This is a genomic window from Flexivirga sp. (assembly GCF_035551235.1).
Taxonomy (GTDB): domain Bacteria; phylum Actinomycetota; class Actinomycetes; order Actinomycetales; family Dermatophilaceae; genus Flexivirga.
The window spans coordinates 118599-142975 of record NZ_DASZNO010000051.1; the positions used below are offsets into that span (position 1 = coordinate 118599).

The following is a 24377-nucleotide window of genomic DNA, read 5'->3' on the forward strand; positions in this document are numbered from 1 at the left end:
AATCACCCACAACGGAGGAACATCGTGACTGATCACCTCTTCGTGTACGGAACACTGGCACCCGGCCGGCCCAACGAGCACGTGTTGGCCAGTGTGCGCGGGACGTGGGAGCCCGCGACCGTCAGGGGCAGGCTGCTGCAACATGGTTGGGGAGCCGCCGTCGGCTTCCCCGGCATCGTGCTGGACGACGATGGGCCCGAGGTGGAAGGCATGCTGCTCAGCTCAGAGGACCTGAGCCACAGTTGGGAGCGCCTGGACCAGTTCGAGGGTGATGGCTATGCGCGGGTGCAGGCGTCGGTCAGGCGCCGAAACGGTGGGACCGCGGTTGCTCACATCTACGTGCTCAACGGCCAGTCCGAGGTGTCCGCACCCGATCCATCGGCCTCATAGAACGACACCAAAAACGCTATGCCAGAAGCGCTTTCGTCCGGTCGGCCCAGAGCGCCTCAGAACCCCGGGAAGACCTCACGCAGTTGATCGAGCGTGACGTTGCCGGTGACGGTCACGTCGTCGGGCGTGTATGCCGAGCCGAGCCGCCCGAAGATCAGCCGAAGCGCCGCTTCCGGCGCACCGGCGAACGTGGCCGTCGCACCGTCCACCTCCGACTGCAGGCTCACGCCGTCGTCGATCACCACGCTGTAACCGGTGTCGCCGACGGCCAGGACGACGCGCTCATCGATCGACTCGGCCTTGCCGGCGAACCCGACCAGCACGCCGAGGTCACCCGAGAGCTGCTCGAAGAGGGCCGTGGCGCTGGCCTCGCGAAGACCAGCCGCACTGTCGATGGCGACCCGGACGTCCCAGCTGTGGTTCGCAACCTCATTCAGTCGCAGACCGGCGAACGTCGCGGCCGTGGCCGGCGCGGGGAGGAACCCGATCGGCATGGTCAATGACTCCACCTGCTCCGGCGTCAGCGACTCCAACTTCTCCACCAACCGGCGATCGTGCTCGAGGAACCCGGCCCGTTGCTCCGCGGGCGCCATCGCGTCCCAGCGCGCCCAGACGGCGCGATTGAAATCACCGTCGGGCGCCTCCCCCTCACCCAGCGCGGCATTCAGGCTCGCGAGGGTGATCTCGCCGCCGCTGCCCAAGTGCGAAAACACTTGTGCCACAGACCATTCGCTCGCCCCCGACGGTCCGGACAGTCGGTCGTCGGTCAAGTCGTGGGCAACGTCCACGAGCGCGTCATGTTCCTGGCGAAGGGCCTCAATGGTGCGTATGGCGAGATCAGTCATGACGATGCCAACCGCGACCAGCCGCTCGATGTTCCCTCGCCGTCTCCCACGCCGAAATCGGATCCCCTTGGCTGCCAACGCGATCGGATCGGTCGATCCCAACGGTTGCGGGAATGAGGCGTAGGTCACATACTGAGTGCCGTAGGGCGAGACAAGAGACTTCCTGCAGGAGACTCTTGGCTTGCCCTCTCGCATGTCCGGGCCACTCTCTTGCAGGGTGACCGGAAGGACAATGGCGTGGCTTCACTCACCACGATCCGCGGCGTCAAGGACGTCACGGATTTCATCGATTCTCGGCCGGGTATTCGAGGGCACGCTCGCCTCGTCTGGTGGCTGTTGCTGGGCGGCTTGTTCCTGGAGGCGTTGTCGAACTCCGCGATGAGCGCGGGCCTCAACCCGATGACCGACGACCTCTCCCTCAGTGCCGGCGAGGTCTCCTTCCTCACGTCGTTGTCATCGTGGGTTGCGTTGGCATTCAACCCGATTGGCGGGTGGCTGGCAGACCGGTGGGGTCGGGTGGGCCTGCTGATCGTCGCCAAGGTGCTCTCCCTCGCGGGCGCGGTCGTGGCAGCGACCGCCGGCGGGCTGGTCGGGATCGCGGGTGGCCGAGTACTGGTGGGAATGGCCTACGGGATCGACTTCGCCATCGCGATGGCCCTGCTGGCCGAGTTCACCCCGAAGAAGTTCGCCGCGCGACTGAACACCTGGCAGGGCATCTGGTACGTCGCGGTGTCGACCAACCTGCTGCTGGCAATCCTGTTCTACGAGCTCGGCACCGGCCTGTCGATCTGGCGTTACCTGCTCGGGGTCTGCGGCCTGGTCGCGTTGGTCCTGTTGGTGCTGCAGCGGAAGTACCTCGTGGAGTCACCCACCTGGCTGGCGCGCAAGGGCCGGCTGGTGGAGTCCGCACGCTCGTTGACCGAGGTCTTCGGCGCCACAGTCGAAGCGGGCGAACCGGTGCAGGAGAACGTCGCACCGGTGGCCGACCGAGGCGTCGGAAACATTGTTCTGCTCTTCCGCGGGACCTACCTTCCCCGCACGATCGTGGCCACCACGGTGCAGCTGGTCCAGTCGATCCAGTACTTCGGTGTGGGCTGGTACCTACCGATCATCTCGGTCGCGTTGTTCGGCTCCGACTTCGTGTTCAACACGTTCGGCACCCTGATCTTCAACCTCTTCGGCATCCTCGGTGGGTTCTGCTCGGCGGCGATCGCGCACCGGTTCGGTCTGCGCATCGCGTCCAAGTGGGGCTTCGCGGTCGTCTTCGTGATGCTGGTGATCCTCGGCCTGTTCTATGAGGATCTCCCGCTGTGGCTCGGGTTCGTCGTGCCGTCCGCGTTCATCCTGGCGCAGTCGGCCGGTCCGGGTGGCAACGGAAAGTCATTGTCCTCATTGTCTTTTCGGTCGGAAGTGCGTGCGACCGCCAACGGTTTCATCGGCGCGATCGGCGCCGTCGGCGCCGCGGTCGGCCTGGTCGTGTTCCCGTTGTTGAAGAGCGACCTCGGCCTCGGAAACACGTTCCTGATCATCTCGATCGCCCCGTTGTTGGCGTTCGTTGTCTGCTCGGTCGTCCGGTGGGAGCCGACGCGAGCACCGTTGTCGCCGGATGAGGAGACCGACGCGCCACGGTTCGAGTCCTCCCCCGTCTCCCCGGTGCCGGAGAGTGTGCGTCCATGAGTGTGAAAGCAATCCTCGCCATCGACGAGGGCACGACCGGCACGCGTGCCGCGCTGGTCACCGACGCCGGTGAAGTACGCCATCTGACCTACCGATCGTTGGCGGTGCAGCACCCGGTCGCCGGCGTTGTCGAGCAGGACTTCGACGAAATCTGGACCGAGACCCTCGACGCTGCCCGTGCCGTGCTGGCGCAAGCCGCCGTCGACGGCGTCGAGGTCGTGGCAGCTGCTGTCGCCGTGCAGCGGTCCTCGGCCGTGCTGTGGAATGCGAAGTCCGGCAAGCCGATCGGTCCCGGCATGGTCTGGCAGGACACCCGCTACGCCGAAGAGCTGGCCGACCTCGGAACGGCCTGGAACCAGCGCCTGCGGTCGGTCACCGGTCGCGTCGCCGGGGTGCGGTCGCCATACCTGTGGGCCGCGCATCGAATTCGCGAGGACGCCGAGGTCCGCGCCGCACACCAACGGGGTGAGTTGCGGTTCGGCACGGTCGACACGTGGCTGACCTGGAAGCTGACCGGCGGCCGGCGAAACGTCACGTCGGCAACCAATGTGGTGGCCTGCGGCGGGTACGACCTGGCTGCAGGCACCTACTTCAAGGACTGGATCGACGCCACGGGTCTGCCGGCCGAACTACTGCCGGAGCTGGTCGATGACGGCGGCGACATCGCCTGCACCGATCCCACCGTGCTGGGACTCCAGGTACCGCTGCGCACGGTGATCGGCGACCAGCACGCGGCACTGTTGGGCCTCGGTTGTCTGGCCACCCGCGAAGGAACCTGCATCCACGGAACAGGCAGCTTCGTGGACCAGATCGTCAGCTCCGACAGCGTCATACCGAGGACGGCGCCCGACGCGGTCGTGCACCACGTGGCATGGAAGCGCGGTGATCCTGTTCTCGCACTGGAGAACTACACCGCCACCACCGGGTCGGCCCTGCAGTGGGCATGTGACGAACTGGACTGGTTCTCGTCCCCGCAGGAGATCTCCGCCCTGGCCGCCAAGCAGCCGCTGTGGTCGCGGCCGGTTCCGTTCTTCGCCCCCACGTTGACCGGAGTGCGCCTGCCTCGCGTGGAAACCCGGGTGCAGGGATCGCTGACCGGCTTGAACCTGGCGACGACCCGCGTCGACCTGGCGCACGGAATGCTCGAGGGAATCGCCCAATGCGTAGCTCGCAGTGTCGATGCCAACCGGTCCATCGCCGGAACGGCACCCGGCTCCGTACGAGTCGGCGGCGGTCTGTCGCTGTGTGATCCGCTGTTGCAACTGCAGGCAGACCTGACGGGCCTGCCGATGCTGCGCTACCGGGACACCGAGAAGACGACCGTACGCGGCGCGGCATTCCTGGCCGGTGTGGACGTGCTCTGGGCCTCATTGGCGGACGCGGTGGCAACCCTGCGAGCTCCGGAGACCTTTGAGCCACAGATCGGCGAGGACCAACGCTGCACTCGCATCCACGCCTGGCGCTCGGTGATCAACGCCGAGCTGGCCGAACTGGATCACACCGAACCTCTGTCAACGTCAGAAAGGTAATACCGAGATGGTGTCCCTACCCGCGCGCGCAATCAATCCGCAGCGCGCTGCGATGGTTCGCACCGAACCGTTGGACTTCACGCGCGCCACCATGGTGTCGCGATTGGAGTCCGAACACTTCGACGTCGTCATCATCGGAGGCGGCATCACCGGAAGTTATGCCGCCCTGGATGCCGCCCGACGCGGCCTGAACGTCGCCCTGATCGAGAAGGACGACTTCGCGTCCGGCACCTCGTCGAAGTCCTCGAAGATGGTCCACGGCGGCCTGCGGTACATCGAGCAGGGCAACCTGGGACTGGTCCGGCACTCGTTGCTGGAACGACAGCGCTTGCGCCGCAACGCATCCCACCTGGTCCACCGCCTGCCATTCCTCTTCCCGGTGCTGAGCCAGGACGGTGTGTTCGACCCACGGCTGGCGGCCGGTTTCGAGGCCCTGTTGTGGACCTACGATCTCGCCGGGGGCTGGCGGGAAGGGATCCTGCACCAGAAGTTGTCGGCTGCCGAAGTGCTCGCGCACTGTCCCACCTTCAAACAGGACCGGCTCAAGTACGGGTTGATGTACTTCGATGCTCGCGTCGACGACGCGCGCCTGACACTGACCGTCGCCCGCACTGCGGCACACCTGGGCGCGGTCGTGGCAAACCACGCCACCGTCACAGAACTGCGCCGCAACCACGGCCGAGTAGCCGGTGTCGAGGTCGACCTGGGCGACCGCTCGTTGTCGGTGCGCGCGCGGTCCGTCGTGATGGCGACAGGTTCCTGGCTGCGCGACTGGAACGGCGCCCTGCCCGACGCGGACGTGCCACCGATCAGACCGGCCAAGGGCGTCCACATCGCGGTTCCCTGGCAGAAGATCCGCAACGACTGCACGGTCACCATTCCGGTGCCGGGACGATCCCGGCGCGCGACGATCACCCGCTGGGGCGACTACGCGTTGCTGGGCACCACCGACGACGATTACACCGGCGACCTCGACGCGGTGTATTGCACCGCCGAGGAGCGCGACTTCCTGATCGACGGCACACGGACCGCATTGAACACGGACCTCGACGCCGACGACGTCGTCGGCGCGATCGGGGGCACCCGACCGCTCATCGCGGCGCCCGGAGGGAAAACCGTTGATGCCAAACGGAACCACGAGATCCGGGTGGACCGCGACGGGCTCGTCACGGTCGTCGGTGGCAAGTTGACGACCGCTCGTCACATGGGCGCGCAAACCATCGACGCGGTCCAGCGAGTGCTGGATGTGCGAGGTCGTTCGCAGACGGCCAAGCAGTACCTGCTCGGCGCGGCCGGGTATGACGCGGAGTCGACCACGGCCACCGGTGGCCTGGAAGCCCACTTGGGCGAGCGTTTCGGCAACGAAGCACATTTCGTGAGCGACATCATCGAGTCGGACCCGCGGCTGGCCGAACCACTCATCACCGGACTGCCCTACACCGCTGGAGAAGCGGTCTACGCCATCCGACACGAGATGGCCGGCACGGTCGCCGACGTCCTGGAGCGTCGCACCAGGTCCAGGTTGTTCGCCCGTGACGCGTCTCTGCAGGCAGCCGCCCAGATTGCCCGGATCCTGGTCATCGAGGGGGCCGCATCCGAGGCGCAGGCCGCCGAACAAGTGCGCCAATACAGCGATTCCGTGGCCACCGAAGTGGCCGCGCTCAACTCCGACATCAACCAGGAGGCATACGTCTGATGATCAGCAAGGAAGCCATCCGCCGGGGCTACAACCGAGGCGACTACAACGTCGGAGCACCGACGCAACCGAAGTTCGCCCGAGAGGGCGGGCCGACCCCGACCGGTCAGCGATTCCAGAACACGGTGCCCGTGCCCGCCGAGGTGGTCGAGAAGCTGCGCGCCGCCGGACTGGACGTCGTCACCGAAGCCTCGGAAGTGCGTGACGGTGTGCGGGACTGGTGGGCCGGCACGATGATCGCCGAAACTGACGGCCGTGGCGGCACCGACGGCGTGGTCATCGCCAAGGCAGCCACGGTCGAGGAGATCCAGGAGGCCGTGCGGATCACCCGTGGCGCCAAGATCCCGCTGACGGTCTCCGCGGCCCGCTCCAACGTGACGGGTGCGGCCCTGCCCGTCCACGGTGGCGTCGTGCTGGACGTGTGCGGCCTGGACCGCATCCTGGACCTGGACGAGACGAGTCAGATCGTGTCCGCCGAACCCGGTGTCTTCGGTGACATCTTCGAGCACTGGCTGCAGGAGCGCGGATTCACCACCGGGCACTGGCCGTCCTCCTTCGGCATCAGCACCGTCGGCGGCTGGGTCGCATGCCGCGGCGCCGGCCAGCTGTCCACGCGGTACGGAAAGATCGAGGACATGGTCGTCGGCCTGGACGTGGTGCTACCCGACGGCTCGTTGATCACCACCGGAGGCAATCCGCGTGCGGCGGCCGGCCCGGACCTGAACCAGGTCTTCGTCGGGTCCGAAGGTCTGTTGGGCGTCATCGTCGGCGTCCGGCTGCGGGTGCACCGCCTGCCGTCATACTCCCGCGCCCTGGCGTTCGGCTTCGACACTTTCGCAGCAGGGCTCGAGGCCTGCCGGCAGATCCTGCAGCGCGGCGCGAGCCCGGCCGTGCTGCGCCTGTACGACAACCTCGAATCGGGCGTGCAGTTCGGTCACGGGGAGACCAACGTGCTACTGATCGCCGACGAAGGCGACCAGCCCTTGGTGGACGCGGTGATGACCGTGACCGAGCAGGTCTGCGAAGGAGCGCAGCCGCTGGACCAGGCGGCCATTCTGGAGAAGTGGCTCGACACGCGATACCTGACCGGCAAGTCCGCCGAGGGCTTCACCCCCACCGAGGGGAAGGGCTTCGTGGCCGACACGCTCGAGATGGCCGCCCGATGGGCGGACCTGCCGCAGATGTATGACGAGGTCGTCGCGGCGATCAATTCCGTCGATGGCACGCTGGCGGGTTCCGCGCACCAGTCCCACGCCTACTTGGACGGAGCGTGCTTGTACTTCTCCTTGCGCGGGGAGGTGAATCTTGAGCAACGCCAGGCCTGGTACGACGAAGTGTGGCAGTCGGTCAACGAAATCCTCCTCACCAAGGGGTCGGCCATCAGCCACCACCACGGTGTCGGTCTGCTGCGTTCGCCGTATGTCGGCCGGGCACTCGGCGAGGGTCACCAGGTTCTCGCGGCCATCAAGGCGACACTGGACCCTGATGGTCTGTTCAACCCCGGGAAGTTCGAACTCTGAGCAGAAAGGAACCGCCCGCCATGTCTGTGGTCGACCGGCTACACGCCGCACCTGTCATCGCCACGTTGTTCGGGACGCATGACCTGGACACGTTCCTGCAGGCGCCGACCGCATTCTGCTTCGTGGCCAACCTGCCTCTGGTGGAGGTCGCCCCTGTGGTGCAGCAGCTGCAGGAAGCCGGCAGCTTCCCGATCCTGAACGTGGACACGGTCAAGGGCCTGAGCGCCAACCCCGACGGGCTGAACTACCTGCGGTCCGTCGGGGTGATGGGCATTGTGTCCACGCACGCCGCGATCGTGGCCAAGGCGGCGAACAGTGGCCTGCTCACCTTGCAGAAGGTCTTTGCGACCGACCGCTCCAACCTTCCCAGGATCCGCGCCTCGATCGCGCAGAGTCGGCCGCACCTCGTGCAACTGATGCCGTGGCCGGTGGTCCCCCGGCTCCGCGGCGAGTTCTTGGATGCGATGCCCAATTTCATCGTCAGTGGTTTTGTCCATGACCGGGCAGACGTCGACGACGCGTTGGAGTTGGGCGCCGTCGCCGTATCGACCAGTCAACAGGACCTGTGGGTTCCGATGGAGGACAGCAACCGTGACTGAGGCATCGCATCTGGTGCTGGCGCACTACCACCCTGCGCCCGGTCAGCACGCCGCAGTGCTGGCCCTGTTGGAGGAACTCGCGGTGGCCAGCCGGGCGGAGCCGGGGAACCGGGGATATGACTACTTCCTCTCCCCCGATGGCGCCGCCGAGATCCTGATCGTCGAGCGGTACGAACGCGCTGCGGACTTCGCGGCGCACCGGGAGACCGAGCACTTCCAGGATCTTGCGGTGCGGCAGATCATCCCGTTGCTGGCACGGCGCTGGATCGAGGAGATCCCGCTGGGCTAACGGCACGCAACGAGTCGGCTGCCCGGGCACGTCAGCACGGAGAAGCGTCAGCTCCAGCCGCCGTCGGCTCCGATGGTGGCGCCGGTGACGAAGGACGCGTCCGGGGAGACCAAAAACGCTACGACAGAAGCGATTTCGTCCGGTTGACCCAGTCGGCCCAGCGCGCTCATGGAACGCAGCAGCGCGTCGAACGGGACGTCGACCAGCGCGGGGTGGATGTAGTTCGGCGCGTACGCGGCCATCCGTGTCTCGGTCGCACCCGGCGCGATGGCGTTGATGGTGATGTTGCGCTCGGCGAGCTCGGGGGCCAGGTTGCGGACCAGCGCCGGGATCGCGGCCTTGCTCGCGGCATACAGGGCGTGGTGATGGACCGCCAGCCGCGCACTCACCGACGAGCTGAGCACGATCCGGCCGCCCTCGCTCATGACGGCCGCCGCGGCCTGGGTGACGAAGAGCTGCCCCGCGACATTGGTCCGGAAGAGCAGGTCGAAGTCGGCCTGGGTGATGGTCTCCAGTGCTCCGAAGTGCTCCACCCCGGCGTTGCTGACCAGGATGTCCAGCCCGCCGAACTCCGCGACCACCGCGTCCACCAGCTCGTATGCCGGCGCGGCGCCGCTGACGTCGCCGCGGAAGGCCGACGCGGTGAACCCCTCGCCGGTCAGCTCGTCGACCAGTGCTTCGGCGGTCTCCTGATCGGATCGGTAGTTCACCGCAACCGCGGCGCCTTGGGCGGCCAGCCGTCGCGCGACCGCGGCACCGATGCCGCGGCTGCCGCCGGTGATGAGCGCCCGCTTGCCCGCGAGGATCGGTGTGGGTGCCTGTGTCGATGCCGTGTGTCCCATGTGTGTCTCTTTCCGTGTCGTCGAGCTGCGTGGTGGGGCCTCGAGACGCCCGCGCCTTGCAATGACATTTAGTCAGCAAAATTGACCATACTCCCAATGAAGGCCGCCGCCGACACCAGCCGGAGGTGCCACCTGCCGGCGCGGCAGTGCCGTAGGGTGCGGCCCATGAACGAAGTGGCCGGTGGACCCGATGACGTCGCGGACGACGCGCAACACGTAGATCTCGGGTTGGGGTTGTTCATCCCGTACCGGTACATGGAGGACCGGATCTTTCGCACTCTGCAGGGGGCCGGCTTCGCCGACTGGACCCTGGCCCAAGTTCGGGTGTTCCAGCGGATCGCCCCGGACGGTTCGCGGCTCACCGAACTCGCCGCACAGGCGCAGATGAGCAAGCAGAGCGCGGGCGTATTCGTCGATCAACTCGAGGCTTTGGGCTATGTTCGCCGCATTCCGGACCCCAGCGATGGGCGAGCCCGGTTGATCGTGATCGAGGAGCGCGGACGCCGCGCCGCCGACCTGGCTCGCGCGACATCGCAGGAGATCCTCGCCGAGTGGTCGGCATACCTGGGCACGCGCAACTTCGAGCTGCTGAAGCAGATCCTGGATCAGCTCCGCGAGATCACCGACCCCTACGCCCGGTAGGTCCGCCGCAGCAGGGCCACGACTTCCCCTCTTCCCCCATCCCGAGCGGCCGGCATCGGCAGCAGTGCACGACGTTTTGACATTGGTCAGTTTTATTTACTATTTTGGTCAGGAGCGTTGACGAGTTCGCCACGCCCCACCTCTTCTGAAGGAAGTCACCATGTCCATCGTCATCACCGGCGCATCCGGTCATCTCGGTCGTCTCGTCGTCGATCAACTGCTCGCCACCGGCACACCCCCGGCGCAGATCGTCGCGACCGGCCGCGAGGTCGACAAGCTCGCCGACCTCGCCGCCAAGGGCGTCACCGTGCGCCGCGCGGACTTCGCCGACACGGCCACCCTCGACGACGCGTTCGCCGGCGCCGATGCCCTGCTGCTCGTCTCCACGACGACGGTCGGCGACCGGTTCGACAACGCTCGCACCGCGATCGACGCGGCCCAGCGCGCCGGCGTCGCCCGCATCGTCTACACCAGCATGCTCAACGCCTCGACCGCGCAGATGACGCTGGCCGACGCACACCGCCGCACCGAGGATCACCTGCGCGAGAGCGGCGCGGCATACGTCATCCTGCGCAACGGCTGGTACCTCGAGAACTACACCGACCAGCTGCCGATCATCAGCCAGTACCGCACCCTGATGGGCAGTGGGCAGGACGGTCGAGTCAGCGGAGCCGCCCGCCAGGACCTCGCGGCGGCCGCCGCCGTCGTGCTGACGCAGGACGGACACGACGGTGCGACATACGAACTCGGCGGCGCACCGTTCACCCTGACCGAGCTCGCGGTCACCATCAGTGACGTCCTCGGCGTCGAGATCACCTACCGGGACATGCCGGTGGCTGACTACGCGGGAGTGCTGGCCGGCGCCGGGCTCCCCACGGAGATGGCCGACGCCGTCGCCGACGCGGATGCCGGCCTGGCCCGTGGCGAGCTGTTCACCGCCAGCGACGACCTGGTCAAGCTGATCGGCCGTCCGGCGATCACCGCGCACGAGGCGTTCCAGCAGGCCGCCGCCACTCAGGACGCGCGATGACCGGCGTCGACACCCACGAGATGGTGTTGATCCACCGCGTCATACGACGTGAGATCGGCCGACTGCCAGCGCTTTTCCGCGGTGCGGCCAATGATCGGGCACGGTCGAAGGTCGTCGGCGCGCACGCGTACGAGATGTTGGACTTCCTGCACACGCATCATTCCGGTGAGGACGAGTTGCTCTTCCCGAAGCTGCGCGAGCGCGCGTCGCTCGACCCCGAGTTGATGGACCGGATGGACGCCCAGCACGCGCTGGTCGACCACGCCGTCACGTCCGTCGGCGCGGAGCTGCCCGCATGGACCGCGAGCGCGGACCCCGCCGCCGGCGAACGTATGGCGAAGCTCGTCGAGGACGCGATGCCGTCGCTGATCGAGCACCTGGCGGAGGAAGAGGAGAAGATCCTGCCCATCGTGTCGGTCACTGTGACGCAGCAGGAATGGAACGCGCTCGGCAAGCACGGCATGACCGCGATCCCGATCACGCGGCGACTGGTCATGCTCGGTCACATCACCGAGGAGTCCGACCCCGCTGAGCGCAAGACCTTCATGCAGGTCATCCCGGCGCCAGTTCGGTTGATCTACAAGCTGATCGGGCACCGCCAGTTCCGTCGGGACACCGCGGTGATCCGCGGCCCGCTGGCCGGCGGTATGCCGGGGGCGTGACTCAGGCCGAGCGCTCGATGAGGTCGATCACGGCATCAAGGCTCGCTTCCAGGGCCTTGGTGTCGCGCTCGACCTGAGTCAGCAGCAGGCCCCCCTGCAGCGCCGCAAGCAACGCGAGCGCGAGACGGTCGGGGTCGGCGTCCGCCGCGAGTCGGCCCTGCGCGGACATCTCACGCAACCCGCCTTGGATGGTGGTGGCCCATCGCTGGAAACCGGCCGCGACCAAATCCCTTCCGTCCGAGTCGGTTTCGGCGAGTTCGCTGCCGAGCGACCCGATCGGGCAACCACCGGTGTAGTTGAGCTCGACCTGGTGCTGCACGACCCAGTCACGCCATACACGCAGGCCGTCCAGGGTGCTCAGGTCGAAGGTCTGCTGTCCCTCGACGATCGTGTCGGTCTGGTGCTCGATGACCGCCCGCACCAGGGCCGGCTTGTCCTCGAAGTAGTGGTAGAGCTGCGAGCTCGACACTCCCGCGGCCGCCCGCACGTCCTCGGTCGTCGTGTGCGCGACGCCCCGCTCGAAGATCAGGTCCGCCGCCGCGGTGACGATCCGCTGACGGGTCTCCCTGCCCTTGCGCGTGAGTCGACACGGAGCCGTGGTGGTCATGGACGGAGTCTAGCCAAAGTGGAGTGCGCGATCCATTTGTGAGTAAAGTGGATCGCGCAATCCATTTTTGAAGCCTCACTGATCGGACGAAACCCATGACCCTGCACGGCAAGACAGCACTCATCACCGGCGCGACCTCGGGCATCGGCCAAGCCGTCGCGCAACGCCTCGCGAGCGACGGCGCCGCGGTGATCATCACCGGCCGCAACCAGGAGCGCGGCGACCAGGTCGTCGCGGACATCGAATCCGCAGGCGGCACAGCCAAATTCATCGCCGCCGACCTTGCTGACTTCGCGGACGTCCAACGGCTCGCCGAGGTCGCCGCCGACGTCGACGTGCTGGTGAACAACGCGGGGATCTTCCCGGGCGGCCCGACCGCGCAGACCACCGAGGAGTCGTTCGACTCGACCTTCGACATCAACGTCAAGGCACCGTTCTTCCTCACCGCAGCCATCGCTCCCCGTATGGCGGCCAGGGGCGGCGGCTCGATCATCAACATCTCCACCATGGCCGCGGCGGTCGGCATGAACGGCCTGGCCGCGTATGGCGCATCCAAGGCCGCGCTCGAGACCCTGACGAAGTCGTGGACCGCGGAGTACGCCCCGCACGTCCGGGTCAACGCCGTCGCTCCCGGCCCGACGCGCACCCCGGCGAGCGCGGCCATGGGCGACACGTTCGACGTCCTCGCCTCCAGCACGCCTGCCGGACAGGGCGCCAAGCCCGACGAGATCGCCGCTGCCGTCTGCTTCCTCGCCTCGGACGACGCCAGCTTCATCTACGGAGCGATCCTGCCGGCCGATGGCGGACGCGTCGCCGTCTGAATCCCGTTGCCACGGCCGACCACGTCGCGCGGAGTGTAGGAGGAAGCTGGCACGAACAGACCACCGCGAGAGGAGACCGAGCATGACCCGGGGCATGACGAAGGACTTCGAGGTGACTGACACCGACCTGACGGGAGCAGTCGATGCGCTGCACACCGCCGGTGTCGTCGGTCGCAAGGGTGCTTTCACAACCGAATTCGTGGATGAGCTGCGCGTCGACGTCGAGGCTGCGTTCGAGGAGGCTCGTGCGCGGGAGGACGGAGCCGTGGGCCGTGGGCCGAACCGTTGGTATGTCGAGGTCCACCCCGAGGCGCTGCGGGGATTCCAGGGTCTGGTCGACCACCCGTGGGTGCGAGCGGTGAGTTCCGCGGTCCTCGGGCCGGACTACAGCATCGTCGAGGTCGGTTTCGACATACCGTTCGCCGGCGCGGTGGATCAGCCCTGGCATCGGGACTTCCCGTCGCCCGTCGAGACCCGGGTCGACAAACGACTCACCAGCCTGGCGTTCAACGTGACTCTGGTTGACACCGAGGAGGACATGGGACCTTTCGAGATCGCGCCCGGCACGCAGTGGGAGACCGGCGAGGATTTCGCACACGAGATGTTCCCGGACCGGTCGACGTGGTCGCGCTACGAAGCGCTCGCGACCCGCAATTACCCGCGCAGGGGCGACATCTCGGCGCGCTCGGCACTGACGATTCACCGCGGAACGACGAACCATTCCGAGAAATCCCGGCCCGTGCTGGTCCTCGGCGTCGACTCGCCGGAAGCCAACAACGCCGACCATCACAGCTTGGCTGTCACGACGGACTACTGGGCCGAGTTGCCCGAGCGAGTCCGCGAACACCTGCACTGCCCGGTCGTCGAACGCCTGACGCCGATCACCCAGAAGCACACCATCGAGGGCCTGGTCATGGGTGCGGCCGAATAGCACCGGTGCCCGGTAGGTTCACTGCGAGGCGCATCAGGAGACAGGAAGCAGGCCGCAACGAGTCGCGGCCGTCACCGCCTCCAGTCGTCCGCGCACACCGAGCTTGCGATAGATCGCGACAGTGTGGTGCATGACGGTCTTGGGTGTGACCCGCAGCTCGGCCGCGATCTCCTTGTTGCGCAGACCCCTGCCGAGCAGACACAGAACCTGTAGCTCCCGGGCCGTGAGCACGCCGTGCGGTTCGGCCCGGGGACACGGTTGCGCCGCAGCGGGCGCCGCGTCGGCCACCTGGCGCAGGTAGCCGGTGACCTCGATGAGTGTCCGGTCTCGGTCCAGCAGCTGCCCGCGGGCTACCTGTGCGTCGAACTCGCTGTCCCCCAACGCTTTTCGCAAGATGTCGAGGCCAGCGCGATAGAGCTGCGCATGGACCGGCGCCATGATGGTGAGCAGTGGCTCGACATAGGAGGCCACCGACCCGTGTAGGTGAGCACCCGTCACGTGGTCACCGTGCATGCGGGTGATGTGGACTCCGAGCATGACGCAGATGGTCAGCCCGTGCAGCAGGTCCTCCTCCCCGAGTGTGCCCAGCCGCCGCAAGGTCCACTCGGCGGCGGCGACCGGGTCGCCCGCGTCGATCGCTTCCTGGGCGAGGGTGGCCAACGTGTGCGCCTGGTAGGTGACGTCGCGCTGGTTGCCGAAGATCTCGAGGACCGCCTCGAGCGGCGGCAGCTCGGCCCGGTTCTCGACATACTCGGGCGGCATCGCATGCAGCGACAGCGAGCCCAGTGCGATCCCCTCCTCGTCCCCTGACCGGATCGCGCGCGCCAGACCCGAGGCCCCCACCCGGGCCGCCTCGGCGTACTGGCGAATCACGGCTTGCGTTGCGCCCGAGGCGATTTCGAAGCGCCCCAACCAGCGGACGTGCCCGATCCTGGTCGCCACCTGGATGCCCTCGGCGCACGACGCGATCGCGCTGCCGATGTCTGCCAGGGCCATCGTGGTGACGAACTGGGTCCGCAAGGCCCGGAGCAGAGGTAACGGTTCGGCGAGTCGGCGAGCCAGCTCGACGCCTTCGGCGAGCTGACCGCGAATGAGTTCGGATCGGTCGGCGGCCAACGGCGACCAGCTGCCGATCGCCGCCGTCCACAGCAGAGCGTCCCGGCGTGGCCTCTGATCGCCCGCGAGCTCGACCCGGGTCAGATCCACCAGCACCTCCATGAGCCCGGCGCTACCCCCACGCCGGTCGGCCGCCCACCCGAGGTCGGCCGCAAGCCGAAGCGCGCGTCGTGGATCGTCCCCGCGCAGCCACCGCAGCGCGGCGAGCGCCTCCGCGAAGTCCTCGCCCAGGATCCGCTCGGCCTCATCCTCCTCGACGTCGTCGAATGCGGCCGAGGCACGCCGGGCCAGTTCGCAGTAATAGGTGGCTCGCCGGCCCTGCGCGGCCGGCCGCCCACCCGAGGCCGCAAGTCGCTCAGCAGCGAACCCGCGCACGAGGCGACTGAGCCGGTACCTACCTGCACCGGACGCCGAGTCGAGCTCGACCAGCCGCAGGTCGAGCAACTCACCCAGGGAGTCATAGCAATGCGTGAGCACTCCTGCGCTGACAGCTTCGACCGCCTCCAGCCCGAACGAACCCTCGAAGACGCTCAACACATCGAGGAGCCGCTGTGCAGCCGGCGATGTTGCCTCGTGCCCCTCGGCCAGGTCCGCGCGCACACCCCGAGCCGGTCCCGTCACGACCGTGGCCGGCCTCGACAGGATCGCCAGGGAATGCTCGGGGGACTCCAGAACGGTGGCCAGCGCGGCAAGCGACATCATCGACAGTCGCACCGCCGCCAGCTCGATCGCCAACGGGTTCGCGTCCACGACGGCACAGATCCGGCGGATGTATGCCGTGCTCGATTTGTCGCGGTCGAACCCGGCGGCGACCGACCCGGCCCTCCGGCGGAACAACTCCTCGGCGTCCGCCGCGTTCAGCGGTCCGACATACACGACGCCGACCCCGGGTGCGCGCATCCGGGGCACCGACTCCAGGACGATGACGATTCGGCCCCGCCCGGAGACCAGCTCGAACAGTTCACGGGCCGACCGGGTCAGCATGTCGGCTCGCTCGAGGTGGAGCACGGTTCGGTCCTCACCCTGCGCGTCGCCCCGGCGCACCGAAATGGGCATCCGGGACAGCCGATGCCGTAAACCGGCCAGCGCGCTCGTGACCGACTGGCCCGTCAGTTCCAGCCGCCGGACGTCGGCGAAGCCACTCGTCGCGTCGAGGGCAGCCCACACCAACGTCGACTTGCCTGCACCCCGGGCACCGGTCACATTGATGATCACCGGTCCGCCGGGTTCGAGCAGCCGTCGCATCGCTGCGAGTTCGAGTCCCCGGCCCAGAAGTGCGCCCGCCGGCAGAGCCGCAACCGCGGCGTCCGACGCCCGGTCTGATGCGGCAGGTTCGACCGTCACGCGAGCGACCTGTCCGATCCGTGGGACATCTCACGAGCTTAGCTGTGCGCCACCTGAACCGCCGCTGATCCGCGGATCCCCGCAGACGTATGAGGGGCATATGCCCGATGCACGCGCAGGACCGCCCTCCTAGCGTCGCAGGAGTGGCGCCCCGTCACTGTCCCACCACTTCCACGGAGGTCTCCCATGCGACGCAAGATCGCCGCTGCACTCATTGCAAGCGCACTACCACTCGTCCTGGCCGGCTCGGCATCCGCAGCCGGCACCAGCACCACCATCGGACAGACCGGACCACCGTCGACTGACCTCGGTTTCCGTGCCAACCTCGAGTTCGTCAGTTCCGCCGCGGCGATGCCTGCCGATGGCTTCGTGACGGACTTCCAGTTCGAATCCAGTTCCTGCCCGGTGAACGGCACTTTCGACTTCCAGGTGCTGCGACCAAGTTCCGCCGGATACACGGTGATCGGTCATACGGGGAACCAGACCGACCCCTGCGACAGCGCACTCCACAACTACCCCGTGAACATCCCGGTCCAACAAGGCGACGTCCTCGGCGTCTATGTGGTGAGCATCTGGGCGGGGATTCTTCCAGGCGGTGCGGACTCCCAGGTCCCTTACGCCGCGATCCCGCAGCCGGCCGTCGGCGATACTTTCGCCACGACATGGACGTCCTCCGCCTACCTGGTGGACGAGGCGGCCACCTTCACGCCGCTGGGCTTCCAGTCACTGATCGACGAATCCCGAGGCGCCGGGCCCGGCACCAGCCTTGCCGACAAGGCCTCCAACGCGCAGGCCTTCTACAACGCCGACGACACCGCACAAGCCTGCGGAACCCTCACGGCATACATCAACCAAGTCACTGCCCTCAAACCGCGAATCAGCAACGCCACCAACCTGATCCAGGACGCTCGCGACGTGCGGAACCAGATCGGCTGCACTGTCTGACCCTCAGCGGTCTCACCCGCAGTGGCGCCCGGTGTACGCGAGGAGTCGCTGCGCCGGGCGGGCGGCATACGACGTCGGGGCAGCGGGTGCGAAGCGTATGCCGCGGTCCGCGCCGGTCACGAGCAGCGGTGCCACTGCTAGGAGTTCGTCCGCCAGGTCGTCCGGCAACCCGAGCCCCAGGTGTGCGGCGCGGGCGAGGTCGGTGCCGTGAACGGCCACTTCGAGTGCGCCGACCGCGACGAGGGTCGCCGAGCACAACGAGGCGTCGGCGACGGTGACCCGCTCGTTGGTGTCGGTGACCCACGCGCCGAGCGCGGTGCTCGTGCGGCGCCGCACCCGGTCCACGAGTCCGAGACCGAGCCCGGGATCAACGGTGTCGTCATACTCCGCAGGGACCATGTCGACGTGCCCGTATGCCGCGGCGGCCTCGAGCGCCTGCAGCGAGTCGTCCAGGTGCTCCAGCAGGTCGCCGACCGTCCACCGGTGGCACGGGGTCGGCGCCGACAGGTCGAAGTCCGCGCCGAACGGCAGACCGGCCAGCACGCCGCGTGTGAAGGCGACGGACCGTTCGAACATCTCCACCCCGGCGGTCAGCGTCGGTGCGGCCGCGGTCATGACGGCTCCGCGCCGGTGCCTGCGGGCAGTCGGTCCGGCAGTCCGAAGATCGGGAAGAGGCTGCTGTCGAAGAACACCGCCGTATGCCGCACCGCCGCGCCCTCGAGTTGCAGCACCTGCAGCTGGAACGGCTCGAAGGATCCGTCCGCGGCCTTCAGGTAGAGCCCGAACGCCGGCTGACCGTTGGCCGAGGTCGGGATCATCGGCATGTCGTAGCGCTGCCCCGGGCATGCCGTGCCGATCAGCTCGGCGATGACGGCGGGCGTCTGGTACCAACCGGCGAACGGCGGCATCTCCCAGACGGCGTCGGCGGTGAAGAGTGCGGTCAGCGCCTCAACATCCTTCTCCCAGAACGCTTTCGTCCATCGCTCCAGGAGTTCGCGCTGCTCGGCGGTCAGGTCGACGACCACGGAACTCTCCGCCACACGCGCGGACGCCATCTGGGTCCTTGCGCGCTGCAGCGCACTGTTGACGCTCGCGACCGAGGTGTCGAGTGCGGTCGCCACTTCGGCCGCCTTCCACGCGAGCACGTCACGCAGCACGAGCACCGCGCGTTGCAGCGGCGGCAGGTTCTGCAACGCTGCGACGAAGGCGAGCCGCACGCTCTCCCGTGCGCTGATGATGGCGGCCGGGTCGCGGGTGTCGGTGTCGATGAGGGCGTCCGGCACCGGCTCTAGCCACGGCACTTCGAGTCGTTCCTCGAGGGGCTCGGCGGCCGTGGTGCTGGGTGCTCCCAGTCCGGTCGGCAGCGGACGACGCGCTCGGCCGTCGAGCGCGGTGAGGCACGCATTGGTCGCGATGCGGTAGAGCCAGGTCCGCATGGATGAGCGGTGCTCGAAGGCGTCATACGACCGCCACGCACGCAGGTAGGTCTCCTGCACCAGGTCCTCGGCGTCGTGCGTCGACCCCATCATCCGGTAGCAGTGCGCGAAGAGTTCGCGACGATATGCCTCGGTCTGCGCCGGGAAGTCGTCGGTCGCCGACGTGTCGGTCCCACTCACGCTCTCGAGTCTGGCAGCCGTGATCATCGCCCGGCCATCTTTTTCGTGGCCGCGTCGCTCAGCCGGCCGATCCGTTTGGCGTCTGAGCAGCCGGCCGACGTCGCGGGTGCCAAGCACGCTCGCCACCTGGGTACTCATAGCGATTCCTCTCGTATGACGCGCCGCGGCGGGCGCGGCTCACGAGGTACTGACCGGCGAGCGCGACAAAACTCATCGCTCGGGCCCGGATGAGTTTCGGTGAGGGGCCCGGTCTGTCTTTGGTGAACGGCGACCACCAGCGGTTGCCGGCCCGCGAGAGGACGGATGTCATGCCTGCAGTCGCCGAAGTTGCCGAACCGGCCACACCACCCGCGGAGCCCGTGCTGGTGGAGCCGCCGGCCCAGCCGCCCACGGCCCGATCGCCGCGCGTACGGTGGATCGCCCTGACCGTGCTGTGCACCGGGATGCTGATGATCGTCCTCGACGGCACGGTGGTGAACGTCGCGCTGCCGGCGATCCAGCACGACCTCGGATTCGCGCAAGGGGACCTGGCCTGGGTCGTGAACGCCTACCTGATCAGCTTCGCCGGGCTGCTGTTGCTCGCGGGCCGCCTGGGTGACCTGGTCTCGCGCCGTACCGTCTTTCTGACCGGCATCTCGGTCTTCACGGTCGCGTCGCTGCTGTGCGGCCTGTCCTGGACGAGCAGCATGCTGGTGGCCGCCCGCTTCCTGCAGGGCGTCGGCGGCGCGATGACGTCGGCGGTGATCCTCGGGATGATCTTCACGATGTTCCCCGAGCCGCGCGAACAGGCCCGCGCCATAGGGGTTTTCGCGTTCGTGGCATCGGCCGGCGGAGCGATCGGACTGCTCGCGGGTGGCGCACTGACGCAGCTGACCAGCTGGCACCTGGTCTTCCTGGTGAACCTGCCGATCGGCATCGTCACGCTTTTCGCAGCAGTCCGGTTCGTGCCGCGTGATCAGGGCACCGGATTCGGCGCCGGGCTGGACGTGCTCGGCGCGGGCCTGGTGACTGCAGCCCTGATGGCCGGTGTCTACACGATCGTGAAGCCTGCTGCCGAGCACGGTTGGACCGACGGCGCGACTCTCACCGGCGCGGCGGTGACCGCGCTCCTGCTGGCGGCGTTCGTATGGCGCCAGGCGAAGGCGACGACTCCGCTGCTGCCACTGCGAATCTTCCGCTCCCGCAACGTTGTTGGCGCGAATCTCATCCAATGCCTCATCGTTGCAGGGATGTTCGGCCTGTTCTTCCTGGGTGTGCTGTATCTGCAGCAGGTTCAGGGGTATGACGCGCTGCACACCGGCATCGCATTCCTGCCGCTCACCGCGCTGATGGCACTGGTCTCGGTGCGGTATGCCGAGCCGCTCACCACCCGCTTCGGCCCGCGCCCGATGCTGCTGGCCAGCATGACCGCCATCACGATCGGCCTGGCGCTGTGGACCCGGGTGCCGGTCGAGGCGTCATACCTGACGGACATCCTGCCCGCCGCGCTGGTGCTCGGCCTGGGCGCCGCGGCCGGTGCTCCGGCGGTGATGATGTACGCGATGTCCGGCTCGTCCGCGCAGGACGCCGGCGTCGCGTCGGGCCTGATCAACACCTCGATGCAGGTCGGCGGCGCCGTCGGCCTCGCCGTCCTCTCCTCCGCAGCGACCTCCCGCACCCGCGCACTGAGCCACGGCGGCGTACCGGATGCGGCCGCGCTCACTGCCGGTTACCACCTCGGGTTCATGATCGCGGCCGGCCTGGTGATCACCGGCATCGTGATCGCGCTGCTGCTGCTCCGTGATCCGGCCAAATCCGCGCCGTCCGCCTAGACCCGGGCGCGGCTGCGGCGTGCACATAATGGATCGCATGTCGAAGCAAACAGACATAGCAAGGGGATCGCGGGCGACTCACATCGTGCGGGCAGTCGGAGGTATGGCGGCGGTCGCCCTGCTCGCCGCAGGTTGCTCATCCTCGGGAGGGAGCTCGGCGCACTCGTCGTCGGCGAAGGTCGGCAAAGTCACGCAGGCGCAGATCAAGTCGGCAAGCAACTCGCCGAAGGTGCTGGTGCCGGCGGGCCGGTGGGCGCGGGTGGAGCGCGACGAGAGTGGGCTCGGGGCGCACACCTACCTGGTGCGCGTCGCCGGTGTCGTGGCGGGAAAGTCCGGTGGCCTCAAGGACATCAAGCTGATGGGCGACCCGAAGGATCGAACCGTATCGATGAAGACCGCGGTGCCGTACTACGTCGCCCTGCAGACGGCGACGATCAAGGGCGACCCCGTCACCGCGGATGGGGCGGGGGTGAAGACCCCGGTCAACAAGGCACACGACGCGAAAATCGGGACGCTGGAGTTCAACAGCCAACTCGACGACCACTGCCAGCCAGGACCCACCAGCTCCGAGGACGAGACCCACGCAAGGGTCAAGAACGGAATCTTGACTCAGTGCGTCATCGTCGTGGCGGCGCCCGGTGAGTCGCACGCGCCGACAGCGCTGCAGGTCGGGCTCTCCGAGCAGGGCGAAGGCCCCGCCGCGCGGCTGAAACTGCCCGCCGCTCCGTCGGCGACCTGACCGGCATACCCACGTCGCAGATCGAGTTCAAGAACGGATCCATCCTGTAACTCGGTGAATCGGTCCGGAGGAGCCTTCACCGCTGCGGCTTCGCTCCGGAATGACTCGGAGCGAATCCTGTACGCGTTCAAGACAGTTCGCGCCCACGTCCTCGTGACAAACCCCGGCACCCCCACGTCACACCGCCCAGTTTGACGCTGTTCCAGATCAACGAGGCCGGTCGAAGCGCGCTCCAGCCACCCAGACCAACTGAAGTCATCCGTACCTGCGTCAATTGGTGCCGGAACAGCGCAGTTCCGCCATGGCGGCCAGCGCAGCGAACGACAATTGTGTAACTCCGCCGTCTCGGTTCGACCGTCGCCGCGGAATCACCGAAATTGTCGGAGCGTTCCGAGATGATGAGGCGGAAGGTGCGAGCGACGAAAGGTCCAGCATGGAAACAGATGGCAAGCCCACTCCCGAACCGGACCAAGCATGGAAGGCGCTGTCGCTGGTCAACGACTGGATCCGACACGCCGAAACGAAAGTGGCTGCGACCCTCGCGGCGACGGGCGTCTCCGCCGGAGTTCTCTTCACGATCTGGAGAGACTGGAGTGATCCTTCCTGGCTTGCCGTCATCGTTGGATACTTGGACGCACTGGTTCTCCTGACAGCCGGGTGGGCATGCGCGATGGGGCTGCTTCCGCGGCGAACGGCGGGGTCCGAGAAGGACGCGTTCATCGATCATGCCGCAGCCGGCCTCAACTGGCTACGAGCCAAGGCTGGCTCCAAGTCAACGGAGCCACTGGACCCTACCGACGCCCCGGAAGACGTCGTGAACCTGCTGTTCTACTCTTCGATCACCAAGGTGTACGGAGACAAGGGGCCCGAGTACCGCGAGGTCTTTGCCGCACTGACAGCGGACCCAGCGGGCATGACAGAGCATGTCGGCCAGCAGGTTTGGGCAAACGCTTCTGTGGCCGATCGGAAGTTCACTTGGGCCAACCGGGCCATTGTTCGCCTCGTGGCTAGCTGGTCGCTGCTGGCCGTGCTCGGATACGTACGCGTCGTGGGGTGGTGATTCGGTGGACAGTAACCACAAGGCGTTCGACCTCACTGCGAGTTTCGCCCGAATCGATGGCTATCTGGCCGCGTCGAGCGGAAACTATGAAGAGGTTTCCGAACTCCCGGACCGAGACCGGTTGACATACGCCAACGGCTTCTACGCCATGTGCAGCGCGGTCTTCATCGACATCCGGGACTCCTCTGGACTTCCATCAAAATACAAGCGTCCCGCGCTTGCAAAGTTGTACCGCGCGTTCATCTCCGAGGCAGTCGCCATCCTTAACTCACACCAGAAAGCTCGCGAGATCAACATCGTGGGCGACTGCGTATGGGCCGTCTTTAACACGCCGTACAAGGCAGACATTGGGCGAGTTTTCGACAAAATCGCTCAACTCAGATCCATGATTAAAGTCCTCGACTACAAACTGAAGAAGGCTGCCTACGACGACGGGATCAGCATAGGAATCGGCGCCTCCTACGGTCGTGCGCTAATGATCAAGGCAGGCTATAACGGCAGCGGTCTCAGTGACGTCATCTATATGGGCGACGTCGTCAACCATGCAGCCAAGTTGGCATCTAAGGGGAACACCAGTGGCTGGTATGCCGAGCCGATCTACCTTGGAAATCTCTTCGCCGAGAACCTAACTGACGATGACGCGACTCTTGTCACTAAGGACTGGCAGAGCGACTGCTACACGGCCAACGTCGTAAACGTGGCGATGGAGGACTGGTATCAGCAGAACTGCACGTGATGTCCGTTGGCGGACTGCTGCAAGCTGTCCATCCTGCATAGGGAATTGATGCCCACTGCAAGCTGGAGTTGCCGCCACACCACCCTCTCTGGCAGTACGTAAGGAATAGGCGGCATGGCACTGAAGGACGAGTTAGAAACGTACGTCAACAACGTCTTCACGGAAACTTGGACGAGGAGAAGCGGCCAGAAGGTTCCCGAGACCGATGATCTCCCGCTGAAGAATGAGGCAGTGGAGCTTGACGCAACTGTCCTCTACGCAGACCTCGCAGGTTCCACCAAGGTGGTCGAGGAGAAACACGACTGGGTGGCAGCCAGCATCTACAAGTCGTACCTGTACTGCGCGGCGAAGATCATCCGCTCCAACGGCGGCGTGATTACCGCGTACGATGGCGACCGGGTAATGGCCGTTTTCATCGGTGGCACGAAGAACTCCAGCGCCGCAAAGACGGGCCTTCAAATCCATTGGACCGCCGACAACCTCGTGATGCCTCACTACAAGAAGAAGTTCCCCAGGACCACATACGAGTTGAAGCAGCGAGTCGGGGTGGATACCTCGAAGCTCTTCATTGTCCGCACTGGGATTCGGGGGAGCAACGATCTTGTGTGGGTCGGAAACGCGTCGAACCACGCAGCAAAGATGGCAGCGCTCGACCCGAGATTCCCGACCTACATCTCGGCCGACGTGTACAGCATGCTTAAGGACTGGGCAAAGTATGGGGGCGCAGAATCGAAGAAGAACATGTGGACCGACCTCGGCACCTCCGATCTTGGCTACCAGCTCTACGGATCGACCTGGCACTGGAAGATCTGAGGCTTGGACGAATCGCAGCAGGCGGGAGCGAAGTCCTAGTTCGACGGCCGCGCTCGCGACGTGGTCTCGGAAGGTAGATGCAGGCAAACTTCCGGATCTGCCAACGGGCGGATGCGT

Annotated in this window: 24 protein-coding genes; 18 read left to right on the forward strand and 6 right to left on the reverse strand. The window is 66.8% G+C overall.

Annotated features, from left to right (window positions below; translation table 11 throughout):
- The first annotated feature begins 24 nt into the window (after nucleotides 1-24).
- Nucleotides 25-390 carry a gamma-glutamylcyclotransferase family protein gene (locus VG502_RS20355; RefSeq protein WP_325552074.1) on the forward strand — a complete coding sequence of 122 codons (366 nt, stop codon included), beginning with the start codon at nucleotides 25-27 and terminating at the stop codon, nucleotides 388-390.
- A gap of 56 nt (nucleotides 391-446) precedes the next feature.
- Here VG502_RS20355 and VG502_RS20360 read toward each other — a convergent pair whose 3' ends face one another.
- A complete protein-coding gene (locus tag VG502_RS20360) occupies nucleotides 447-1430 on the reverse strand; it encodes a maleylpyruvate isomerase family mycothiol-dependent enzyme (protein WP_325552075.1) in 984 nt (327 codons plus the stop codon).
- Nucleotides 1431-1472: 42 nt separating this feature from the next.
- Here VG502_RS20360 and VG502_RS20365 point away from each other — a divergent pair, with 42 nt between their 5' ends.
- Genes VG502_RS20365 through VG502_RS20390 form a run of 6 tightly spaced genes read left to right on the forward strand, consistent with a single transcriptional unit; the run spans nucleotide 1473 to nucleotide 8545 of the window.
- Nucleotides 1473-2912: an MFS transporter gene (locus VG502_RS20365; protein ID WP_325552076.1), complete on the forward strand. Its 1440-nt coding sequence runs from the start codon at nucleotides 1473-1475 to the stop codon at nucleotides 2910-2912.
- Entirely contained in the window at nucleotides 2909-4441 is a 1533-nt protein-coding gene (locus VG502_RS20370; protein WP_325552077.1) for an FGGY family carbohydrate kinase, read from the forward strand. The genes VG502_RS20365 and VG502_RS20370 overlap by 4 nt, the downstream gene beginning before the upstream one ends.
- A 7-nt stretch (nucleotides 4442-4448) precedes the next feature.
- Nucleotides 4449-6137 (forward strand): glycerol-3-phosphate dehydrogenase/oxidase, encoded by a 1689-nt coding sequence (locus VG502_RS20375; RefSeq protein ID WP_325552079.1) that lies wholly within the window; start codon nucleotides 4449-4451, stop codon nucleotides 6135-6137.
- Nucleotides 6137-7657, forward strand: a complete 1521-nt coding sequence (locus tag VG502_RS20380) for an FAD-binding oxidoreductase (RefSeq protein ID WP_325552080.1) — start codon at nucleotides 6137-6139, stop codon at nucleotides 7655-7657. The genes VG502_RS20375 and VG502_RS20380 overlap by 1 nt, the downstream gene beginning before the upstream one ends.
- A gap of 20 nt (nucleotides 7658-7677) precedes the next feature.
- Nucleotides 7678-8256, forward strand: coding sequence for a glycerol-3-phosphate responsive antiterminator (locus tag VG502_RS20385; protein WP_325552081.1), 579 nt, complete (start codon nucleotides 7678-7680; stop codon nucleotides 8254-8256).
- The gene (locus VG502_RS20390) at nucleotides 8249-8545 is read left to right on the forward strand and encodes a putative quinol monooxygenase (protein ID WP_325552082.1); all 297 of its coding nucleotides are present in this window, start codon (nucleotides 8249-8251) and stop codon (nucleotides 8543-8545) included. Before VG502_RS20385 ends, VG502_RS20390 begins: the two co-directional genes overlap by 8 nt.
- Nucleotides 8546-8592: 47 nt before the next feature.
- Here VG502_RS20390 and VG502_RS20395 read toward each other — a convergent pair whose 3' ends face one another.
- A complete protein-coding gene (locus VG502_RS20395) occupies nucleotides 8593-9387 on the reverse strand; it encodes an SDR family NAD(P)-dependent oxidoreductase (protein ID WP_325552084.1) in 795 nt (264 codons plus the stop codon).
- Nucleotides 9388-9552: 165 nt separating this feature from the next.
- Here VG502_RS20395 and VG502_RS20400 point away from each other — a divergent pair, with 165 nt between their 5' ends.
- From VG502_RS20400 to VG502_RS20410, 3 genes are all read left to right on the forward strand, one after another.
- Nucleotides 9553-10029, forward strand: a complete 477-nt coding sequence (locus VG502_RS20400) for a MarR family winged helix-turn-helix transcriptional regulator (RefSeq protein WP_325552086.1) — start codon at nucleotides 9553-9555, stop codon at nucleotides 10027-10029.
- A gap of 160 nt (nucleotides 10030-10189) precedes the next feature.
- The gene (locus VG502_RS20405; RefSeq protein ID WP_325552088.1) at nucleotides 10190-11059 is read left to right on the forward strand and encodes an NAD(P)H-binding protein; all 870 of its coding nucleotides are present in this window, start codon (nucleotides 10190-10192) and stop codon (nucleotides 11057-11059) included.
- Nucleotides 11056-11721 (forward strand): hemerythrin domain-containing protein, encoded by a 666-nt coding sequence (locus VG502_RS20410; RefSeq protein ID WP_325552090.1) that lies wholly within the window; start codon nucleotides 11056-11058, stop codon nucleotides 11719-11721. Before VG502_RS20405 ends, VG502_RS20410 begins: the two co-directional genes overlap by 4 nt.
- A 1-nt stretch (nucleotide 11722) precedes the next feature.
- Here VG502_RS20410 and VG502_RS20415 read toward each other — a convergent pair whose 3' ends face one another.
- Nucleotides 11723-12328, reverse strand: a complete 606-nt coding sequence (locus tag VG502_RS20415) for a TetR/AcrR family transcriptional regulator (protein ID WP_325552091.1) — start codon at nucleotides 12326-12328, stop codon at nucleotides 11723-11725.
- 95 nt (nucleotides 12329-12423) lie between these two features.
- Between VG502_RS20415 and VG502_RS20420 the strand changes: the two genes are divergently transcribed.
- Nucleotides 12424-13149 carry an SDR family NAD(P)-dependent oxidoreductase gene (locus VG502_RS20420; protein WP_325552092.1) on the forward strand — a complete coding sequence of 242 codons (726 nt, stop codon included), beginning with the start codon at nucleotides 12424-12426 and terminating at the stop codon, nucleotides 13147-13149.
- A gap of 82 nt (nucleotides 13150-13231) precedes the next feature.
- On the forward strand, nucleotides 13232-14080 hold the full coding sequence (locus tag VG502_RS20425) for a phytanoyl-CoA dioxygenase family protein (protein WP_325552093.1): 849 nt from the start codon (nucleotides 13232-13234) through the stop codon (nucleotides 14078-14080).
- Between the two features lie 33 nt (nucleotides 14081-14113).
- Here the strand turns inward: VG502_RS20425 and VG502_RS20430 are convergent, their stop codons facing one another.
- The gene (locus tag VG502_RS20430; RefSeq protein ID WP_325552095.1) at nucleotides 14114-16540 is read right to left on the reverse strand and encodes a LuxR C-terminal-related transcriptional regulator; all 2427 of its coding nucleotides are present in this window, start codon (nucleotides 16538-16540) and stop codon (nucleotides 14114-14116) included.
- Between the two features lie 186 nt (nucleotides 16541-16726).
- Here VG502_RS20430 and VG502_RS20435 point away from each other — a divergent pair, with 186 nt between their 5' ends.
- Nucleotides 16727-17485 carry a hypothetical protein gene (locus tag VG502_RS20435; RefSeq protein ID WP_325552096.1) on the forward strand — a complete coding sequence of 253 codons (759 nt, stop codon included), beginning with the start codon at nucleotides 16727-16729 and terminating at the stop codon, nucleotides 17483-17485.
- Between the two features lie 12 nt (nucleotides 17486-17497).
- On the opposite strand, the gene VG502_RS20440 is transcribed toward VG502_RS20435, so the two are convergent.
- Together VG502_RS20440 and VG502_RS20445 are read right to left on the reverse strand one after the other, a co-directional pair.
- On the reverse strand, nucleotides 17498-18100 hold the full coding sequence (locus VG502_RS20440; RefSeq protein ID WP_325552097.1) for a TIGR03086 family metal-binding protein: 603 nt from the start codon (nucleotides 18098-18100) through the stop codon (nucleotides 17498-17500).
- Complete coding sequence (locus VG502_RS20445) at nucleotides 18097-19101, reverse strand: sigma-70 family RNA polymerase sigma factor (protein ID WP_325552099.1); 1005 nt, start codon at nucleotides 19099-19101, stop codon at nucleotides 18097-18099. Before VG502_RS20445 ends, VG502_RS20440 begins: the two co-directional genes overlap by 4 nt.
- A gap of 308 nt (nucleotides 19102-19409) precedes the next feature.
- Between VG502_RS20445 and VG502_RS20450 the strand changes: the two genes are divergently transcribed.
- The 5 genes from VG502_RS20450 to VG502_RS20470 all read left to right on the forward strand — a co-directional run bounded on the left by VG502_RS20450 (nucleotide 19410) and on the right by VG502_RS20470 (nucleotide 24260).
- Nucleotides 19410-20912, forward strand: coding sequence for an MFS transporter (locus tag VG502_RS20450; protein WP_325552100.1), 1503 nt, complete (start codon nucleotides 19410-19412; stop codon nucleotides 20910-20912).
- 37 nt (nucleotides 20913-20949) lie between these two features.
- A complete protein-coding gene (locus VG502_RS20455) occupies nucleotides 20950-21651 on the forward strand; it encodes a hypothetical protein (RefSeq protein ID WP_325552101.1) in 702 nt (233 codons plus the stop codon).
- Nucleotides 21652-22084: 433 nt separating this feature from the next.
- The gene (locus tag VG502_RS20460; protein WP_325552102.1) at nucleotides 22085-22711 is read left to right on the forward strand and encodes a Pycsar system effector family protein; all 627 of its coding nucleotides are present in this window, start codon (nucleotides 22085-22087) and stop codon (nucleotides 22709-22711) included.
- A 4-nt stretch (nucleotides 22712-22715) separates the two neighbouring features.
- A complete protein-coding gene (locus VG502_RS20465; protein ID WP_325552104.1) occupies nucleotides 22716-23447 on the forward strand; it encodes an adenylate/guanylate cyclase domain-containing protein in 732 nt (243 codons plus the stop codon).
- A 114-nt stretch (nucleotides 23448-23561) separates the two neighbouring features.
- Nucleotides 23562-24260, forward strand: coding sequence for an adenylate/guanylate cyclase domain-containing protein (locus VG502_RS20470; protein WP_325552105.1), 699 nt, complete (start codon nucleotides 23562-23564; stop codon nucleotides 24258-24260).
- Nucleotides 24261-24377 lie beyond the last annotated feature (117 nt).

Excerpts from the sequence above, each read along its gene's own strand:
- VG502_RS20360 (WP_325552075.1), bottom strand. The coding sequence starts at position 1,430 with ATGCGAGAGGGCAAGCCAAGAGTCTCCTGCAGGAAGTCTCTTGTCTCG.
- VG502_RS20370 (WP_325552077.1), top strand. The coding sequence starts at position 2,909 with ATGAGTGTGAAAGCAATCCTCGCCATCGACGAGGGCACGACCGGCACG.
- VG502_RS20375 (WP_325552079.1), top strand. The coding sequence starts at position 4,449 with ATGGTGTCCCTACCCGCGCGCGCAATCAATCCGCAGCGCGCTGCGATG.
- VG502_RS20380 (WP_325552080.1), top strand. The coding sequence starts at position 6,137 with ATGATCAGCAAGGAAGCCATCCGCCGGGGCTACAACCGAGGCGACTAC.
- VG502_RS20385 (WP_325552081.1), top strand. The coding sequence starts at position 7,678 with ATGTCTGTGGTCGACCGGCTACACGCCGCACCTGTCATCGCCACGTTG.
- VG502_RS20395 (WP_325552084.1), bottom strand. The coding sequence starts at position 9,387 with ATGGGACACACGGCATCGACACAGGCACCCACACCGATCCTCGCGGGC.
- VG502_RS20400 (WP_325552086.1), top strand. The coding sequence starts at position 9,553 with ATGAACGAAGTGGCCGGTGGACCCGATGACGTCGCGGACGACGCGCAA.
- VG502_RS20405 (WP_325552088.1), top strand. The coding sequence starts at position 10,190 with ATGTCCATCGTCATCACCGGCGCATCCGGTCATCTCGGTCGTCTCGTC.
- VG502_RS20410 (WP_325552090.1), top strand. The coding sequence starts at position 11,056 with ATGACCGGCGTCGACACCCACGAGATGGTGTTGATCCACCGCGTCATA.
- VG502_RS20415 (WP_325552091.1), bottom strand. The coding sequence starts at position 12,328 with ATGACCACCACGGCTCCGTGTCGACTCACGCGCAAGGGCAGGGAGACC.
- VG502_RS20420 (WP_325552092.1), top strand. The coding sequence starts at position 12,424 with ATGACCCTGCACGGCAAGACAGCACTCATCACCGGCGCGACCTCGGGC.
- VG502_RS20425 (WP_325552093.1), top strand. The coding sequence starts at position 13,232 with ATGACCCGGGGCATGACGAAGGACTTCGAGGTGACTGACACCGACCTG.
- VG502_RS20435 (WP_325552096.1), top strand. The coding sequence starts at position 16,727 with ATGCGACGCAAGATCGCCGCTGCACTCATTGCAAGCGCACTACCACTC.
- VG502_RS20440 (WP_325552097.1), bottom strand. The coding sequence starts at position 18,100 with ATGACCGCGGCCGCACCGACGCTGACCGCCGGGGTGGAGATGTTCGAA.
- VG502_RS20450 (WP_325552100.1), top strand. The coding sequence starts at position 19,410 with ATGCCTGCAGTCGCCGAAGTTGCCGAACCGGCCACACCACCCGCGGAG.
- VG502_RS20455 (WP_325552101.1), top strand. The coding sequence starts at position 20,950 with ATGTCGAAGCAAACAGACATAGCAAGGGGATCGCGGGCGACTCACATC.
- VG502_RS20460 (WP_325552102.1), top strand. The coding sequence starts at position 22,085 with ATGGAAACAGATGGCAAGCCCACTCCCGAACCGGACCAAGCATGGAAG.
- VG502_RS20470 (WP_325552105.1), top strand. The coding sequence starts at position 23,562 with ATGGCACTGAAGGACGAGTTAGAAACGTACGTCAACAACGTCTTCACG.